Raw genomic sequence first — 15,058 nt, forward strand, 5'->3', positions numbered from 1 at the left:
AGGAACTACCGCGCCCGCGCGGCCTTTTCGGTGAGGCCCGACGTTCCTTCGCGGGCCTCGAGTCTCTCGGCGACCTCTTCGAGGCTGACGCCCGCGGCGGCGATGACCACCAGCCAGTGATAGATGAGGTCGGCGCTTTCGGCGGTGAGGGCATCGCGGTCGCCCTGGGCGGCGGCGATGACGGTCTCGACCGCCTCCTCTCCCATCTTCTTGGCGGCGCGGTCCAGGTCGCCCAGCAGCTGGGCGGTGTAGGACGTGGAAGTGTCGCCGCCGCGGCGGCTTTCGATGGTGGCGGCGAGGCGGTCGATCACCTGGGCGAAGCGGGTCATCAGGCGGCGAGCTCCGAGAGGCGGACGGGGATGCCGGCCGCGGCCATGGCGGCCTTGGCTTGGCCGATGGTGATCTCGCCGAAGTGGAAGATCGACGCGGCCAGTACGGCGTCGGCGCCGGCCTGCACCGCCTCGATCAGGTGCCGCGTGTTTCCCGCGCCGCCCGAGGCGATCACGGGCACGCCCACCGCCGAGGTGACGGCGCGCAGCAGCTCGAGATCGTAGCCGGTCTTGGCGCCGTCGCGATCCATGGAGGTCAAGAGAATCTCGCCCGCGCCCTTGGCCACCACCTCGACGGCGTAGTCCACCGCGTTCAGGCCCGCGGCGTTGCGCCCGCCGTGGGTGAACACCTCCCAGTGCTCGCCGACCTTCTTCGCATCCACCGAGACCACCACGGCCTGGCTGCCGAAGGCGTCGGCGCAGCGGGCCACCACGTCGCGGTCGTTCACCGCGGCGGTCATGATCGAGATCTTGTCGGCCCCGGCCAGCAGCAGGCGACGCGCGTCGTCCACCGAGCGGATGCCGCCGCCCACCGACAGGGGCATGAAGCAGACGTCGGCCGTGCGGGCCACCACGTCCAGGATCGTGCCGCGGTTCTCGTGGCTGGCGGTGATGTCCAGGAACATCAGCTCGTCGGCCCCGGCGGCGTCATAGGCCTGGGCCTGTTCCACCGGATCGCCGGCGTCCACCAGGTTGACGAACTGGACCCCCTTCACCACCCGGCCGTCCTTCACGTCCAGGCAGGGGATGACCCGGACCTTAAGGCCACTGCTCACGCCGCGACCTCGAGGGCCTCGGCGGGGTCGATGGCGCCGTTGTAGAGCGCCCGGCCCAGGACCGCGCCGGCCACCGGCACGCCCTTGCGCGCCTTCAGCTTGGCGATGTCGTCCACGGTGGCCAGGCCCCCGGCGGCGATCACGGGGATGGAGACGGCGTCGGCCATGGTGCCGAACGCCTCGACGTTGAAGCCCATGACGGTGCCGTCGCGGTCGATGTCGGTGACGATGAGGGCGGCGACGCCGGCGTCCTCGAACCGCTTGGCCACGGTGATGGCGTCCAGGTCGCTGTCGGCGGTCCAGCCGTCGACGGCCACCTTGCCCTTGCGCACGTCGACGCTGACGGCGATCTGCTCGGGCCAGCGCTTGGCGGCCTCCAGCACGATCTTCGGCTCCTTCACCGCCACCGTGCCGAGGATCACGCGGCTGACGCCCGCCTCGATCCAGCGCTCCATGTCCTTGAGCGTGCGGATGCCGCCGCCCAACTGCACCGGCACCGAGACCGAGGACAGGATGGCCTCGACGGCCGAGCCGTTGACGGCCTTGCCCTGGACCGCGCCGTTCAGGTCGACCACGTGGATCCAGTGGAAGCCGGCGTCCACGAAGCTCTTCGCCTGGGCCGCGGGTTCGGTGTTGAAGACGGTGGCCGTGGAGAGGTCGCCGTGCAGGACCCGGACGCACTGGCCGTCCTTCAGGTCGATGGCGGGGTAGAGGATCAAGGGCGCCACTCCAGGAAGCCGGCCAGGATGTTCAGGCCGGCGGCTTGTGATTTTTCGGGGTGGAACTGCACCCCGGCGAGGTTGTCCCGGGCCACGGCCGCAGGGAACCGCCCGCCGTGGTCCACATAGGCCGCCACGTCGCGGGAGTCTTCCGGGAACATGGCGAAGGAGTGGGTGAAATAGACTGGCAGGCCCGCCTTGGGCCCGGCGAACATCGGCAGGTCGGAGACCACGTCCAGGGTGTTCCAGCCCATGTGCGGCACCTTCAGCGAAGGGTCCGACGGCTGGATCCGGCGCACGTCGGCCGCGATCCAGCCCAGGCCCGGCGTCTCGCCGAACTCCAGGCCGCGGCTGGCCATCAACTGCATGCCGACGCAGATGCCGAGGAACGGAACGCCGCGGTCCTTCACGGCGGCGTTCATGGCCTCGATGACCCCGGTCCGCTCGCTGAGCGCGGACATGCAGGCGGCGAAGGCGCCGACGCCCGGCAGGACGATGCGGTCAGCCCGGGCCACGGTGTCGGGATCGTTGGTCACGACGATGTCCGCGGTCCCGGCCGCGGCGCGGACCAGGGCCTTTTCGGCCGAGCGAAGGTTGCCCGACCCGTAGTCGATCAGGGCGACGCTCTGCATAGGATGTTCCTAGAGCACGCCCTTGGTGGAGGGGGCGTGGCCGTGGGTCTTGGGGTCGATCTCCACCGCCTGGCGGACCGCCCGGGCGAGGGCCTTGAAACCGCTCTCGGCGATGTGGTGGCTGTTGGCGCCGTAGAGGGTCTCGAGGTGCACGCAGGCGCCGCCGTTCATGGCGAAGGCGTGGTGGAATTCCTTGAACAGCTCGGTGTCCATGTCGCCGACCTTGGGCGTCCGGAACTCGACCTTCCAGATCAGGTAGGGCCGGTTCGAGAAGTCGATGGCGCAGCGGCTCAGGGTCTCGTCCATCGGGATATAGGCGTGCCCGAAGCGGCGGATGCCCTTGAAACCGTCCAGGGCTTCCTTGATCGCCCGGCCGAGGACGATGCCGGTGTCTTCCACCGTGTGGTGCATGTCGATGTGCAGGTCGCCCTTGGTCTCGACCTCGATGTCGATGCCGCCGTGACGGGCGAAGCTGTCCAGCATGTGGTCGAAGAAGCCGATCCCGGTCGAGACCTTGGCATTGCCGACACCGTCCAGGTCCACGGCCACGCGGATCTGGGTCTCCTTGGTGTTGCGGACGACTTCGGCCTTGCGGCTCATCCTTTAAAGTCCCTTGGAGGCGGCCAGGTCCTTGAGGGAGACCTGCGGCCGCGGCCCGTAGTGCGAGATCACCTCGGCGGCCGCGAGCGAGGCCAGCCGGCCGCAGTCGTGCAGCGACCGCCCCTGGGAGAGGCCGAAGAGGAACCCGGCCGCGTATTGGTCGCCCGCGCCGGTGGTGTCCACGACTTTTTCCACAGGCTCGGCGGCAATGTGCAGGGTCTCGCCCTTGGAAAGCACGACCGAGCCCTTTTCGCTGCGGGTGACGGCGGCCAGGTCGCAGTGGCGCAGCAGCTGCTCGCAGGCCTCGTCGAAGTCGGGGGTCTCGTACAGCGCCAGGAGCTCGGCCTCGTTGGCGAACAGGATGTCCACCTGGTTCTCGATGAAGCCGCGCAAGCCCCCGCGGTGGCGCTCGACCACGAAGCTGTCGGACAGCGTCAGGGCGATCTTGCGGCCCGCGCCGTGGGCGAAGGCGGCGGCCTTGGCGAAGGCGCGCCGGGCGGCTTCGGCGTCGAACAGGTAGCCCTCGAGGTAGACGACCTTGGAGGCCTCGACCGTCTCCTGGTCCACGTCCTCGTCGGTGAACTCCACCGAGGCGCCCAGGAAGGTGCACATGGTGCGCTGGGCGTCGGGGGTCACGTTGATCATCGAGACGGCGGTGGCCGGCCCGCCCACCAGGGGCTTGTTCTCGAACCGAGCGCCGATGGCGCGCATGTCGTGCGCGAAGACGCGGCCCAGCTGGTCGTCGGCCACCTTGCCCATGAAGGCGCCCTTGCCGCCGAAGCTGGCCAGGCCCGCGATGGTGTTGGCCGCCGAGCCGCCCGAGGCCTCCACCGCCTGGGCCATCTTCGAATAGAGGGCCGCGCTGGCCTTGGGGTCGACCAGCATCATGGCGCCCTTGGTCAGGCCGTTCTCCGCCAGGAAGGCGTCCGTGGCCGGCGCGATCACGTCGACGATGGCGTTGCCGATCGCGGCGACGTCGTAAAGCTCGGGCATTGCTGGCGGAAATCCCCTTGGGCGCAGGCTGGCGGCTTACAGGCTCACCCGGCGGGTGTCATCCCCCCCAGCTCTTGCCGCTGGAATAGCTGCGGCTGGCCATGCGGCCGCCGAAGCCGCCGCGGCTGATGACGGAGGAGCGGGTCATGACCTTGTCGGGGCCGCGGGCGAGGTCGGGCGGGTCGAAGCTGCGCTGGCCGATGCGGGTGCGGCCCGTGGAATAGTCGGTCCAGACCCGGCCGCCGTTCGGCGTGTAGAAGCCGCCGTCCCGCCAGTCGCGGTAGAGGCCGCGGCCGCCCCAGCCGCCGTCCAGCATCCGGCCGACCACAAAGCCGGCGACCAGCGGCCCCCAGAACGAGCCCTGGCCGCCCACGCTGGAGCGCGGAACGCACTGGCCGGGGCCATAGACCTCCTCGCAGGTCTTGGAGTCGGCGTAGCGGGCCTCGGCGTTCTCGTCGTCCTTGGCGTTCTTCTGGGCGGTCTCGCAGGCGCTGTCGGGCACCTCGTTCTTGTCCAGGCACTCCTGAAGCGACTGGTAGGCGTAGGCATCGGTGGGCTTGCCCTGGTCGATGACGGCTTCGGCGGGGCTGTCGCCGCAGGCGGTGAGCGAAACGCCGCCCGCCGCCATCAGGGTGGTGAGGACCAGTTTGCGGGAACGCTTCATGGCCTTACGCCGTCATGCAGGCGGCGTTCAGGATGCCGACCGCGAGCGAGATCGAGAGCAGGTAAAGGGCCGTGGACATCTCGCCCCGCTCGATGCGGGCGGAGACGTCGGGCAGGGCCACGCGGCGCACGACCCAGAAGGTCACGATCTGGATCACGCCCGCCAGGATCGCCCAGGCCACGAACTCGGGCAGGGTCGCGGTGTGGGCCAGGGCCGAGGCCAGCGGGATGACGTAGCCCAGCAGCGCCCCGCCAAGGGCGACGGCCGCGGCCATGTTGCCGGAGCGGATCAGGGCCCCCTCGTCGTGTGGCGTGATCCAGCGGTAGATCGCCTTGAAGATCAGGGTGAAGCCGCCGGCGGCCAGGAACGCCAGGGCGAAGCTGAGCGCCCCGGCGGCGAAGGTGGCGGGGTCGAACGCGATCATGCTTCGAATTCTCCAACGTTCAGCGGAATGCCGACCATGATCTCATGAGTCAGGTCCCCGGCCTCAGGCTCCATCTCGATCGCCAGCAGCAGCTCGCGCCCCTCGCCCGGCAGATCGCGCGCGAAGAGCATACAGGTCTGGTAGATGCGGCGCACATGCCGGCCCTCGCGATCGTCGAACACCTCCTCCCAGAAGCTGACCGGGTCCTGGCGCTCGTCGGCGTCGCCGAACCAGAACCGGCGGTACTCGGGCAGGTCGTCGTGGGCGAATGTGCGGGCGCGCAGCCGGTCGGCCCACTGCCGCCGCGCCCGGGCGTCGGGCGGATAGGCGCTGGCCCAAGGCACGAAGAGGGTGAAATCGTCGGCCTGCTGCCCTTCCGGATCGGGGCTGACCATCTGCAGCATCAGGTCGTCGTCGGTATAGAACCGGTGGACGAAACCGTCGGCGCCCAGGTCGATCAGCCCCTGGGCCACGATGGGCAGGGCGTCGGCGCGGAGCTGCACCTTGGTGTCGGCGCCATAGCGGCGCCAGGCCAGGGGATCGAGGCGTACGCTGCGCCCGATCGTGACGTTGCGCACCACCGGAACGGCCGAAGCGCGAGCCTCGTCCTTGCGTCCGCCGAACAGTCCGCGAAAAATCACGTCATCCTGCCTTGTTGGCGCTGGACTATAGTCCCATGTTGCGAGGTGTCAAACATACGCGTATGTGTACCATGAATGCGTAGGCCGAAGGAAAAGGCAGCGGGCCTGAGCCCCGCGGAACGGACCCGGCTCTGGCGCGAAGAGCGCCAGCGTCTCGGGCTCGTGAAGCTTGAGCTCTGGGTTCCCCCGGCGGCCAAGTCGGATGTCCAGGCCGCAGCACGAGCCATTATCACAGCGTCGAGCCGCGGACCGGCGCTGATGAAAAACCCAGACCCTCCGCAGGGACCTTTCCAGATGGACCATGTCATCGACACCGATTGGTCGGTGCAGAGTCTTGCGCAAGCGCTCACGGAAACCCGCCTGTTGCGCGACGGCGAACTGACCGCCCGCGTGCTGGAGGGGGCCGAGCCCGTGCTGCAGATCACCATGCACGAGTTCGGCGACCTGCCGATCTTCCTCTCCGTGGGAGCCGAACAAATCGTCGTGTCCGCGCTGATGTGGCCGGTCGACGAACAGAAGGACCAGGCGGCGTTCAACGTCTTCCTCCTCAAGGCGCAGAAGCTGGTGCCGCTCTCGAACTTCGGCATCACCACCGTGGCCGGACGCGACTACTATGAGATCTTCGGCGAGCTGACCTGCAAGACCACCTTGCAGACGGTGATCATCGAGCTGCGCATGCTGGCCGAAAACGCCATCCGGGCGGCGGACGAGCTGCGCGAAAACTTCGCCGCCGCGGCCTGAGGAACATCCCATGTCGATCTTCACGAAGCTGATCACCCTGTTCCGCGGCACGGCGCACGAGGCCGGCGCGGCGGTGGTGGACGCCAACGCCCTGCGCATCCTGGATCAGGAGATCCGCGACGCCGACAACGCCCTGGGCCGCGCCCGGGACGACCTGGCGACGCTGGTGGCCAAGCGCCGGATGCTGGAGAAGGAGCTGCAGGGCCTGCAGGACATGGCCGGCCGCTACGAGAGCTCGGCGCGTGCGGCGCTGGAGAAGGGCGACGAGGCCCTGGCGCTGGAAGTGGCCCAGCGGATCTCGGAGCTGGAGACCGACGTCGGGACCAAGACGCCCCAGCTCGCCGACATGCGCGCCGCCGAGGAACGCATGCACCAGACGATCGCCCAGACCCAGCAGCGGGTCGAAAACCTGCGCCGCGAGATCGACGTGGTGAAGGTGAACGACAGCGTCCAGCGCGCCCAGGCCGCGGTGGCCAACCAGGGCGCCGGCGCCGCCTCTCGCCTGGGCTCGGCGGCCGACAGTCTCAAGCGCATCAAGGAGCGCCAGGCGATCGCTGACGAGAAGTTCAAGGCCGCGGGGGAACTCGAGGACCGCCGCACCGGCGCCGACCTCGACGCCAAGCTGAAGGCCGCGGGCATCCTGCCGGGGCATTCCTCGGCCAACGACGTCCTGGCCCGCCTGAAGGCGCCCAAGCAGGAACCGTTGCAGATCGAGGCGCCTCGCCTGCAGATCGAGGCCCAGCCCGTGCCCGCCAAACGCGACGCGGAGAGCTGAGGCTCCGGTGAAACGCATCACGACGACCGAGCGCCCCGGCTGGGACCAGAAGGCCGAGGCGCTCGGCTTCACCTGGCGCCACCTGGACGGCGCCCGGTACTGGGACGAGCGGGCCTACTACCAGTTCACCCTTCCCGAGATCGAAGACGGCATCGAGGGGCCGGCGCGCGAGCTGCACGCCATGTGCCTCGACCTCGTGGACGAGGTGGTGAAGAGCGAGGCGCTGATGGCCAAGCTGGCCATACCGGAGGCCTCCCGCGACGACGTAGCCGAGAGCTGGGCGCGCAAGGACCCGACGCTCTACGGCCGCTTCGACTTCGCCTACGACGGGACGGGCGCGGCGAAGCTCTTCGAGTACAACGCCGACACGCCCACCAGCATCTACGAGACCGGAACCTTCCAGTGGATCTGGCTGGAGGACATGATCGCCGCGGGCGCCCTGCCGGCCAACGCCGACCAGTTCAACAGCCTGCACGAGAAGCTGGAGCAGCGGTTCGCGGCCATCTTCCCCACCGGTGGCTTCGTCCACTTCGCCAGCGATCCGGACACGGTCGAGGACCGCCAGACCGTGAAGTACCTGGAGGATATCGCCGGCCAGGCGGGGATCGAGCCGAAGTTCGTGCCGATCGAGAGCATCGGCCTCGACGCCGACGGCCGCTTCGTCGATCAGGACAACTACATCATCCAGGCGATCTTCAAGCTGTACCCGTGGGAGGAGATGTTCCGCGAGGACTACGCCAGCAAGATCAAGGGCTCTAAGACGCGGTTCCTCGAGCCGGCCTGGAAGGCGATCCTGTCCAACAAGGGGATGCTGCCGCTGCTCTGGGCGCGCCACGCCGGCCACCCGAACCTGCTGCCAGCCTTCTTCGAGGAGGATCCGCGGGCGGCGGAGCTAGGCCGGTCCTATGTGAGGAAGCCGCTGTTCAGCCGCGAGGGCGCCAACATCGAGCTGGTGGACGAGGGCCGCAGGGCCAAGGTGCTGGACCAGGGCTACGGCGAGGAGGGCCACATCCGCCAGGCCCTGCACCCCCTGACGCCCTTCGACGGGAACTACCCCGTGGTCGGCGCCTGGATCGTGGGCGACGAGCCGGCGGGGGTCGGCATCCGCGAGGACCGCAGCCGGGTCACCAAGAACCTCAGCCGCTTCGTGCCCCACGTGATCGTGTAGGTCGAAAAAGGGCGGAAGGCGCAGCCGGCTCACAATGGCCGCCGGCCACGCCTTCCGCAGTTGCAGGAGCTGCGCGTTGCGGAGCGCAGCCCTGGCGAACGGGGCCGCTACAGCAACGCGAAAACAGCGAGCGCGGCGGGCAGGATGAACACCACCGCCACAACCACGCCGACGACGGCGTCGTGAAGGTGGCGTTGGGTGGCGTCGAGGCGGGCGTCGTCGAGGCAATGGCTGGTCATGGGGAGCTCCTGGGGAGGGAGGCTTCGGATGACCGTCTTAAACGCCGAACGAGCTGAGCCGACAAAGGAGAAGTCGGCTGTTCAGTTGATCCCAGATCACTCGAATCGCTCCAGCCCGTCGGCGTCCGCCTGGGCCAGCAGCCAGTTGCGGAACTTGCGGATGTCGGGCCGGTCGGCCTTTTCCGGCAGGCTGAGGATCCACTGGCTGAACGGGCTGCGCAGCTCGACATCGAAGGGCTTCACCAGCCGCCCCGTAGCCAGTTCGTCCAGCACCAGGGCCCGCTCGCCGAGCGCCACGCCGCGTCCAGCGATCGCCGCCTCGATGGCCAGGTAGACGTTGGAGAACTGTTGTCCCCGCCGCCACTCCACCTCCGGCGCCCCGGCCTGCGCCAGCCAGTCGCCCCAATGCGGCTCGCCCTGCGCCAGGTAGACGTCGGCCAGCAGGTGGGTGTTCGCCAGGTCGTGGGGGGTCTCAAGCCGCGTGTGTTCCAGCAGGCGTGGGCTGCACACCGGGAACATGAACAGGGACACCAGCTTCTTGGCGTGCAGGCCGGGATAGGGGCCGCGGCCGAACCGGATCGCCACGTCGTAGCGGTCGCGCACCAGGTCCACAGCGGCGTCGGAGGCGGCCACCAGCACCTGGATATCGGGATGCCGCTCGTTGAAGAGGTGCAGGCGCGGCACCAGCCAGCGGGCGGCGAACGAATGCATGGCGGTGACGGCGAGCACGCCGGGCCGGGTGCTGCGCACCTCGGCGACCGCCTCTTCCATCAGGCTCAGGCCCTGGCGGACGCCGGTGGCCAGGCGCCTGCCGGTCTCGGTGAGCCGCACCGCTCGGTTAAAGCGCTCGAACAGGCGCACGGCCAGCTCGGTCTCCAGCGCCTTGATCTGCCGGCTGACGGCTCCCGGCGTGATGGCCAGCTCCTCGGCCGCCTGCAGGAAGCTCTCGTGCCGCGCCGCCGCCTCGAAGACCCGCAGGGCGGTGAGGGGAAGCCGCGGCGCGCTCATGCGGCCAGGAACAGATGCCGCGAGGGGCAGAGATCCGCCACCTGGCATTCGGCGCACTTGGGCCGGCGGGCCGTGCAGACATAGCGGCCGTGCAGGATCAGCCAATGGTGGGCGCGGGTCAGGTAGGGCTCGGGCACGATGGCCATCAGGTCGGCCTCCACCTTGTCGGGCGTCTTGCCGACGGAGAGGCCCAGGCGGTGCGAGACGCGGAACACGTGGGTGTCGACGGCGATGGCAGGCTCGATGCGCAGCTCGTTCAGCACCACCGAAGCGGTCTTGCGGCCGACGCCGGGCAGGGCCTGCAGCGCCTCACGGTCCAGGGGCACCTCGCCGCCATGCTCCGCGATGAGGATCTCGGCCATCCGGATCACGTTCTTGGCCTTCATGTTGTAGAGGCCGATGGACGAGATGAACGGCTTCAGGCCCGCCTCGCCGAGCGCCAGCATCTTCTGCGGCGTGTCGGCCACCGCGAACAGCTTCGCCGTGGCCTTGTTGACCGAGACGTCGGTGGCCTGGGCAGACAGCGCCACCGCCACGACCAGTTCGTAGGGGCTGGCGTAGTTCAGCTCGGTCCGCGGGTCGGATTCATAAGTCTCGAACCGCTCGAACAGCTCGGCGATCCGCGCCGTCTCGGCGGGCTTGAGCTTCCTGCGGACGGGGGGCCTGGCCATCGCCGGCAAACTGCCTTGCGCCTCCCAAGCTTGTCATCCCGGTTTCGCGGCACGGGAAACCGGATGACGCGGCGCGTCTAACGCTGGGCCTGCGCCGCCAGCACCTGCGCCGGATCGCCGCCCAGGGCGCGGATGCGGGTCTCCCAGCGCTCCAGGGCGTCGTAATAGTAGTCGAAGATGCACGGGCAGCAGCCGCGCTTGCAGCACTCGTAGTCCTGGGGCTTGTCGGGCGGACGCGGGTACGCCGGCTCGGCCACGGGCCTAGACCCGCGACATCACCAGGCAGCCGTTGGTGCCGCCGAACCCGAAGCTGTTGCTCATCACGGTCTCCATCTGCCGGTCCTCGCGCTTGCGCACGATGGGCAGGTCGGCGAAGGCCGGATCCAGGTTCTCGATGTGGGCGCTCTCGGCCACGAAGCCGTTGTTGAGCATCAGCAGGCTGTAGATCGCCTCCTGCGCGCCAGCGGCGCCCAGCGAGTGCCCGGTCAGGCTCTTGGTCGACGAGATCAGCGGCGCCTTGTCGCCGAAGACGGCGCGCACGGCCTCCATCTCCTTCTGGTCGCCCACGGGCGTCGAGGTGCCGTGCGGGTTCAGATAGTCGATGGTCCGGTCGCCGATGGTGGACATGGCCAGCTTCATGCAGCGCGCGGCGCCCTCGCCCGAGGGGGCCACCATGTCGTAGCCGTCGGAATTGGCCGCATAGCCCACGATCTCGCCGTAGATCTTGGCCCCGCGCGCCTTGGCCCGCTCCATCTCCTCCAGCACCACCACACCCGCGCCGCCGGCGATGACGAAGCCGTCCCGGTCGCGGTCGTAGGCGCGGCTGGCGACGGCCGGCCGGTCGTTGAAGTTCGAGCTCATGGCGCCCATGGCGTCGAACATGACGCTGAGCGTCCAGTCCAGCTCCTCGACCCCGCCGGCGAATACCACGTCCTGCTTGCCCATCAGGATCTGCTCGTAGCCGACCCCGATGCAGTGGGCCGAGGTGGCGCAGGCCGAGCTGATGGAGAAATTCAGGCCGCGGATCTTGAACCAGGTGGCCAGGGTCGCCGAGGCGCCCGAGCTCATGGCCTTGGGCACAGCAAAGGGGCCGACCCGCTTGGGGCCGCGCTCGCGCGCCGTGGCGGCGGCCTCGACGATGGTGCGGGTAGACGGTCCGCCGGCGCCGACGATCAGGCCGGTGCGTTCATCGGAGACCTCGCCGTCTTCGAGGCCGGAGTCCGCGATCGCCTGTTCCATGGCGATGTGGCCATAGGCCGTGCCCTGGGCCAGGAACCGCGCAGCACGCCGGTCGACCATGGATTCCCAGTCGATGTCCGGGGCGGCATGCACCTGGCAGCGGAAGCCCAGCTCCGCGTATTCGGGCGCCGCGCTGATGCCGGACCTGGCTTCGCGTAGGGACGCCAGCACCTCATTGGTGTTGTTCCCGATGGACGAGACGATCCCCATCCCGGTGACGGCCACGCGCCGCATTAGAGTGTCTCCTCCGATTGCCGCCCGGCTCAGGCCAGGTCTTCCGGCTTGAACAGGCCGACCCGCAGGTCGCTGGCTTCATAGATGGGCTTGCCGTCGGCGAGGAGAACCCCGTCGCCCACGCCCATCACGAGTTTGCGCATGATCACACGCTTCAGGTCGACCTTGTAGGTGACCTTCTGGATCTTCGGGGTGACCTGGCCGGTGAACTTGACCTCGCCCACGCCCAGGGCGCGGCCGCGGCCCGGCGCCCCCGACCATCCGAGGAAGAAGCCCACGAGCTGCCACATGGCGTCCAGGCCGAGGCAGCCCGGCATCACGGGATCGCCGATGAAATGGCAGGCGAAGAACCAGAGGTCGTCGCGGATATCCAGCTCGGCCTCGACATAGCCCTTGCCGTGCGCGCCGCCGGTCCCGTTGATCTCGGTGATCCGGTCGAACATCAGCATGGGCGGCGCCGGCAGCTGGGCGTTGCCCGCGCCGAACATCTCGCCGCGGCCGCACGCCAGCAACTCGTCGCGCGTGTAGCTGGAGGGCCGGGTTGCTGCGTCGGTCATTCGAGGAAGCCTTGGTTCTTCAGGAGGGCCGGGCCTAGCACAGGGGGCAAGCTCGCCTCAACGACATTGCAGGGCTTCGGACGTTCCCCAAAGGGTCCCCTGGCGCACCCAGCCGGTGGCGCCGTCGGTCTTCACCTTGCACCAGCCCTTCTCGCAACGGGTGAGGCTGGCCATGGCGCGAACGTTGAGGTAGGCCGCCGGTTCCGCCCCCGCCTTTGGCTTGCGCAGCAGGGGCGCGGGCCGGTTCAGGGTGTTGATCACGCCGCGCCGGCCGTCGGTGACCCGCTTGTGCACCCAGGCCAGGCCCCCCTCGGGATCGCACACCCGGCGCCACTCCGCCGTCTCGGCCACAACCTGCACCGGCAGGCCCCGCGTGCGGTAGACCCACAGCAGCCGATGATCGTCCCCGGGGCCGGAGCGGGCGTTGACCTTGCCGAACTTGAGCGTGACGTAGCGCGGCACCGGATAGCCCGAGGGCGTGGGGCGGTCGGCCGCCCACGCCGCCTGCTGGGCCGCCGGCAAGGCCGCCAGCATGAGCGCCAAGATGACCGGCGCCGCCTTCAGCCTGGACCTCGACCCCAATCCGCACCCCTAAAGGACCGGCCTCGCCTTGGCCGTGCCGGGCCCCTTTGCTAAGGGTTCCGCAATTCGACGCGCCAGGAGCGGCGCAGGAAACGCACCCTTTTTCCCGTAGGCACATGCCCGCCCGCAAGCCGAAAGTCATCGTCACGCGCAAACTGCCGGACTCGGTCGAGACCCGGATGCGCGAGCTGTTCGACACCGAACTCAACGTTTCGGACGAGCCGTTCACCCGCAAGGCGCTCATCGAGGCGGTGGGCCGCTGCGACGTGCTCGCCTCGACCATCACCGACAAGATCGACGCCGGGCTGATCGAAAAGGCCGGGGAGCGGCTGAAGCTGATCGCCAATTTCGGGGCCGGCGTGGACCACATCGACGTGGCCGCGGCCAACGCCCGCGGGATCGTGGTGACCAACACGCCCGGCGTGCTGACCGAGGACACCGCTGACCTCACGCTGACCCTGATGATGGCCACGCTGCGGCGGGTGATCGAGGGGGCCAACGCCGTGCAGGCGGGCGAATTCACAGGCTGGGCGCCCACCTGGATGCTGGGCCGGCGCATCACCGGCAAGCGGCTGGGGATCATCGGGATGGGGCGGATCGGATCGGCCGTGGCCCGCCGCGCCAGGGCCTTCGGCCTGCAGATCCACTACCACAACCGCAAGCCCGTCAGCCACGTGGTGGCCGACGAGCTCGAGGCGACCTACTGGGACAGCCTCGACCAGATGCTGGCCCGGGTAGACATCGTGACGGTGCACGCGCCGGCCAATCCGGCCAGCTTCCACCTTCTGTCGGCGCGGCGGCTGAAGCTGCTGCAGCCGCACGCGATCGTGATCAACACCGCGCGCGGCAGCATCATCGACGAACAGGCCCTGGCCGACCTCCTGGCTGAGGGCAAGATCGCCGGCGCGGGCCTCGACGTGTTCGAACAGGAGCCGCGGATCAATCCCAAGCTCCTGAAGCTGCCAAATGCGGTGCTGCTACCCCACATGGGCTCGGCCACCGTCGAGGCCCGCGTCGACATGGGCGAGAAGGTGATCATCAACATCAAGACGTGGATGGACGGCCACCGGCCGCCCGACCGCGTCCTGCCGCAGATGCTCTGACCTAGCCCCTTCGCGCCGCCGCCCTTTGGCGCAGGCGGTCCATTTCATAGCGGTCGATCAGGCCGTTGCGGTCGGCGTCGCCCAGGTCGAACAGCCGGGTCGGCCCGTCCACGAACTCGAGGCGGCTGAGCCGGCCGTCGCGGTTGGAGTCCAGGGCCTGGACGACCCGGTCCACCTTCTCCCCCGCCCGCTTGCGAACCATGCGGGGCAGGTCGTCGTCAGAGAAGTAGCCGTCGCGGTTGCGGTCCATCTTGGCGAAGCGGGCCCGCCGCGCGTCGATGAATTCCGCCCGGCTGATGGCGCCGTCGCGGTTCGCGTCGGATTTCTCCAGCATTTCCATAGGGTCGAGCCGCTCTCGGGCCGACGCCGAGCCGGTGAGGGCCGCTCCTGCCAGAAGGGCGGCGATGAGGATGGGGGCGCGGCGCATTAGTCGGGCCGCGGCCAGGTGCGCGAACGCGACCAGCTGTCGCCCGAGGCGGTGCTGCCCGACCGGTTCACGGTCACGCTGCCGTCGTCGAACGAGACATCCTTGGTGGCGTTGATCGCGCGGCCGCCCGAGCCGGAGGCGCTGCGGCTGCGGGTATAGCCGTCGTCGGTGCGGTAGAGGGTGCTCCAGCCGGACTGGCTCATGCCGTTGTTGAACGTGCGCTGGCCCTGGCGGGTCACCGCCCCGTTCCCCCAGTTGACGGCGCCGCTGGCGACGTAGCCGTGGCCAAACCGGCCCTGGACCGAACGCGAGCCGCTGCGGCTGCCGGCGGCTTCGGCGGCGGTCGCCACGAGGCAGAGCGCCGCACAGGCGAGGAGAAGTTGGGGACGCATGGGAAACTCCGTGTGTTAGGACATCTCCGTTCTCGCGCCGCGGTTTGGTTGGCCCATGAACCCGGGGCGCCGGTTTGTGACGAAGTGTAACCGCGTCCGTTTGCGGCTTCCGCGGCCGCGGCGGGTCTGCGAACTAGTCGGCGA

At 69.2% G+C, this 15,058-nt stretch carries 22 protein-coding genes; 4 read left to right on the forward strand and 18 right to left on the reverse strand.

The window, feature by feature from the left end:
• Window positions 1-5: 5 nt before the first annotated feature.
• From A2790_RS09975 to A2790_RS10015, 9 genes are read right to left on the reverse strand one after another with little or no spacing between them, the layout of a single operon-like run.
• A complete protein-coding gene (locus A2790_RS09975; RefSeq protein WP_293390701.1) occupies window positions 6-329 on the reverse strand; it encodes a phosphoribosyl-ATP diphosphatase in 324 nt (107 codons plus the stop codon).
• On the reverse strand, window positions 329-1,105 hold the full coding sequence (gene hisF, locus A2790_RS09980; RefSeq protein ID WP_293390704.1) for an imidazole glycerol phosphate synthase subunit HisF: 777 nt from the start codon (window positions 1,103-1,105) through the stop codon (window positions 329-331). The genes A2790_RS09975 and hisF overlap by 1 nt, the downstream gene beginning before the upstream one ends.
• The gene (gene hisA / locus A2790_RS09985; protein ID WP_293390707.1) at window positions 1,102-1,824 is read right to left on the reverse strand and encodes a 1-(5-phosphoribosyl)-5-[(5-phosphoribosylamino)methylideneamino]imidazole-4-carboxamide isomerase; all 723 of its coding nucleotides are present in this window, start codon (window positions 1,822-1,824) and stop codon (window positions 1,102-1,104) included. Before hisA ends, hisF begins: the two co-directional genes overlap by 4 nt.
• Window positions 1,821-2,456 (reverse strand): imidazole glycerol phosphate synthase subunit HisH, encoded by a 636-nt coding sequence (hisH, locus tag A2790_RS09990; RefSeq protein ID WP_293390710.1) that lies wholly within the window; start codon window positions 2,454-2,456, stop codon window positions 1,821-1,823. The genes hisA and hisH overlap by 4 nt, the downstream gene beginning before the upstream one ends.
• A 9-nt stretch (window positions 2,457-2,465) precedes the next feature.
• Window positions 2,466-3,056 (reverse strand): imidazoleglycerol-phosphate dehydratase HisB, encoded by a 591-nt coding sequence (hisB, locus tag A2790_RS09995; RefSeq protein WP_293390713.1) that lies wholly within the window; start codon window positions 3,054-3,056, stop codon window positions 2,466-2,468.
• Window positions 3,057-3,059: 3 nt separating this feature from the next.
• A complete protein-coding gene (locus A2790_RS10000) occupies window positions 3,060-4,049 on the reverse strand; it encodes an adenosine kinase (protein WP_293390716.1) in 990 nt (329 codons plus the stop codon).
• 58 nt (window positions 4,050-4,107) lie between these two features.
• Window positions 4,108-4,713: a DUF1190 domain-containing protein gene (locus tag A2790_RS10005; protein WP_293390719.1), complete on the reverse strand. Its 606-nt coding sequence runs from the start codon at window positions 4,711-4,713 to the stop codon at window positions 4,108-4,110.
• Window positions 4,714-4,717: 4 nt separating this feature from the next.
• Window positions 4,718-5,137, reverse strand: coding sequence for a DUF350 domain-containing protein (locus A2790_RS10010; protein ID WP_068875836.1), 420 nt, complete (start codon window positions 5,135-5,137; stop codon window positions 4,718-4,720).
• Window positions 5,134-5,778 (reverse strand): DUF2491 family protein, encoded by a 645-nt coding sequence (locus A2790_RS10015; protein WP_363080720.1) that lies wholly within the window; start codon window positions 5,776-5,778, stop codon window positions 5,134-5,136. The genes A2790_RS10010 and A2790_RS10015 overlap by 4 nt, the downstream gene beginning before the upstream one ends.
• A 294-nt stretch (window positions 5,779-6,072) precedes the next feature.
• On the opposite strand from A2790_RS10015, the gene A2790_RS10020 reads away from it, so the two are divergent.
• Genes A2790_RS10020 through A2790_RS10030 form a run of 3 tightly spaced genes read left to right on the forward strand, consistent with a single transcriptional unit; the run spans window position 6,073 to window position 8,462 of the window.
• The gene (locus A2790_RS10020) at window positions 6,073-6,519 is read left to right on the forward strand and encodes a DUF2170 family protein (protein WP_293390721.1); all 447 of its coding nucleotides are present in this window, start codon (window positions 6,073-6,075) and stop codon (window positions 6,517-6,519) included.
• Between the two features lie 10 nt (window positions 6,520-6,529).
• Window positions 6,530-7,294, forward strand: coding sequence for a PspA/IM30 family protein (locus tag A2790_RS10025; RefSeq protein WP_293390723.1), 765 nt, complete (start codon window positions 6,530-6,532; stop codon window positions 7,292-7,294).
• 7 nt (window positions 7,295-7,301) lie between these two features.
• Window positions 7,302-8,462, forward strand: a complete 1,161-nt coding sequence (locus A2790_RS10030; RefSeq protein WP_293390724.1) for a glutathionylspermidine synthase family protein — start codon at window positions 7,302-7,304, stop codon at window positions 8,460-8,462.
• A 107-nt stretch (window positions 8,463-8,569) separates the two neighbouring features.
• Here the strand turns inward: A2790_RS10030 and A2790_RS10035 are convergent, their stop codons facing one another.
• The 7 genes from A2790_RS10035 to A2790_RS10065 form a co-directional block, all read right to left on the reverse strand.
• Window positions 8,570-8,701: a hypothetical protein gene (locus A2790_RS10035; protein WP_293390726.1), complete on the reverse strand. Its 132-nt coding sequence runs from the start codon at window positions 8,699-8,701 to the stop codon at window positions 8,570-8,572.
• 96 nt (window positions 8,702-8,797) lie between these two features.
• Window positions 8,798-9,709 carry a transcriptional regulator GcvA gene (gene gcvA, locus A2790_RS10040; protein ID WP_293390728.1) on the reverse strand — a complete coding sequence of 304 codons (912 nt, stop codon included), beginning with the start codon at window positions 9,707-9,709 and terminating at the stop codon, window positions 8,798-8,800.
• Window positions 9,706-10,380, reverse strand: coding sequence for an endonuclease III (nth, locus tag A2790_RS10045; RefSeq protein WP_293390731.1), 675 nt, complete (start codon window positions 10,378-10,380; stop codon window positions 9,706-9,708). The genes gcvA and nth overlap by 4 nt, the downstream gene beginning before the upstream one ends.
• A gap of 77 nt (window positions 10,381-10,457) precedes the next feature.
• Complete coding sequence (locus A2790_RS10050; RefSeq protein WP_293390734.1) at window positions 10,458-10,637, reverse strand: oxidoreductase-like domain-containing protein; 180 nt, start codon at window positions 10,635-10,637, stop codon at window positions 10,458-10,460.
• Between the two features lie 4 nt (window positions 10,638-10,641).
• Window positions 10,642-11,853, reverse strand: a complete 1,212-nt coding sequence (fabB, locus tag A2790_RS10055; RefSeq protein WP_293390737.1) for a beta-ketoacyl-ACP synthase I — start codon at window positions 11,851-11,853, stop codon at window positions 10,642-10,644.
• 29 nt (window positions 11,854-11,882) lie between these two features.
• Window positions 11,883-12,410, reverse strand: coding sequence for a 3-hydroxyacyl-[acyl-carrier-protein] dehydratase FabA (gene fabA / locus A2790_RS10060; protein ID WP_293390740.1), 528 nt, complete (start codon window positions 12,408-12,410; stop codon window positions 11,883-11,885).
• A 57-nt stretch (window positions 12,411-12,467) separates the two neighbouring features.
• Window positions 12,468-12,944 (reverse strand): SH3 domain-containing protein, encoded by a 477-nt coding sequence (locus A2790_RS10065; protein WP_293391428.1) that lies wholly within the window; start codon window positions 12,942-12,944, stop codon window positions 12,468-12,470.
• A gap of 164 nt (window positions 12,945-13,108) precedes the next feature.
• Here A2790_RS10065 and A2790_RS10070 point away from each other — a divergent pair, with 164 nt between their 5' ends.
• The gene (locus tag A2790_RS10070; RefSeq protein ID WP_293390743.1) at window positions 13,109-14,095 is read left to right on the forward strand and encodes a D-glycerate dehydrogenase; all 987 of its coding nucleotides are present in this window, start codon (window positions 13,109-13,111) and stop codon (window positions 14,093-14,095) included.
• A 1-nt stretch (window position 14,096) separates the two neighbouring features.
• Here the strand turns inward: A2790_RS10070 and A2790_RS10075 are convergent, their stop codons facing one another.
• On the reverse strand, window positions 14,097-14,522 hold the full coding sequence (locus A2790_RS10075) for an EF-hand domain-containing protein (protein ID WP_293390746.1): 426 nt from the start codon (window positions 14,520-14,522) through the stop codon (window positions 14,097-14,099).
• On the reverse strand, window positions 14,522-14,914 hold the full coding sequence (locus A2790_RS10080; RefSeq protein WP_293390749.1) for a hypothetical protein: 393 nt from the start codon (window positions 14,912-14,914) through the stop codon (window positions 14,522-14,524). Before A2790_RS10080 ends, A2790_RS10075 begins: the two co-directional genes overlap by 1 nt.
• Window positions 14,915-15,058 lie beyond the last annotated feature (144 nt).

Origin of the sequence: Phenylobacterium sp. RIFCSPHIGHO2_01_FULL_69_31 (assembly GCF_001824475.1) — a bacterium.
Classification (GTDB): Bacteria; Pseudomonadota; Alphaproteobacteria; order Caulobacterales; family Caulobacteraceae; genus Phenylobacterium.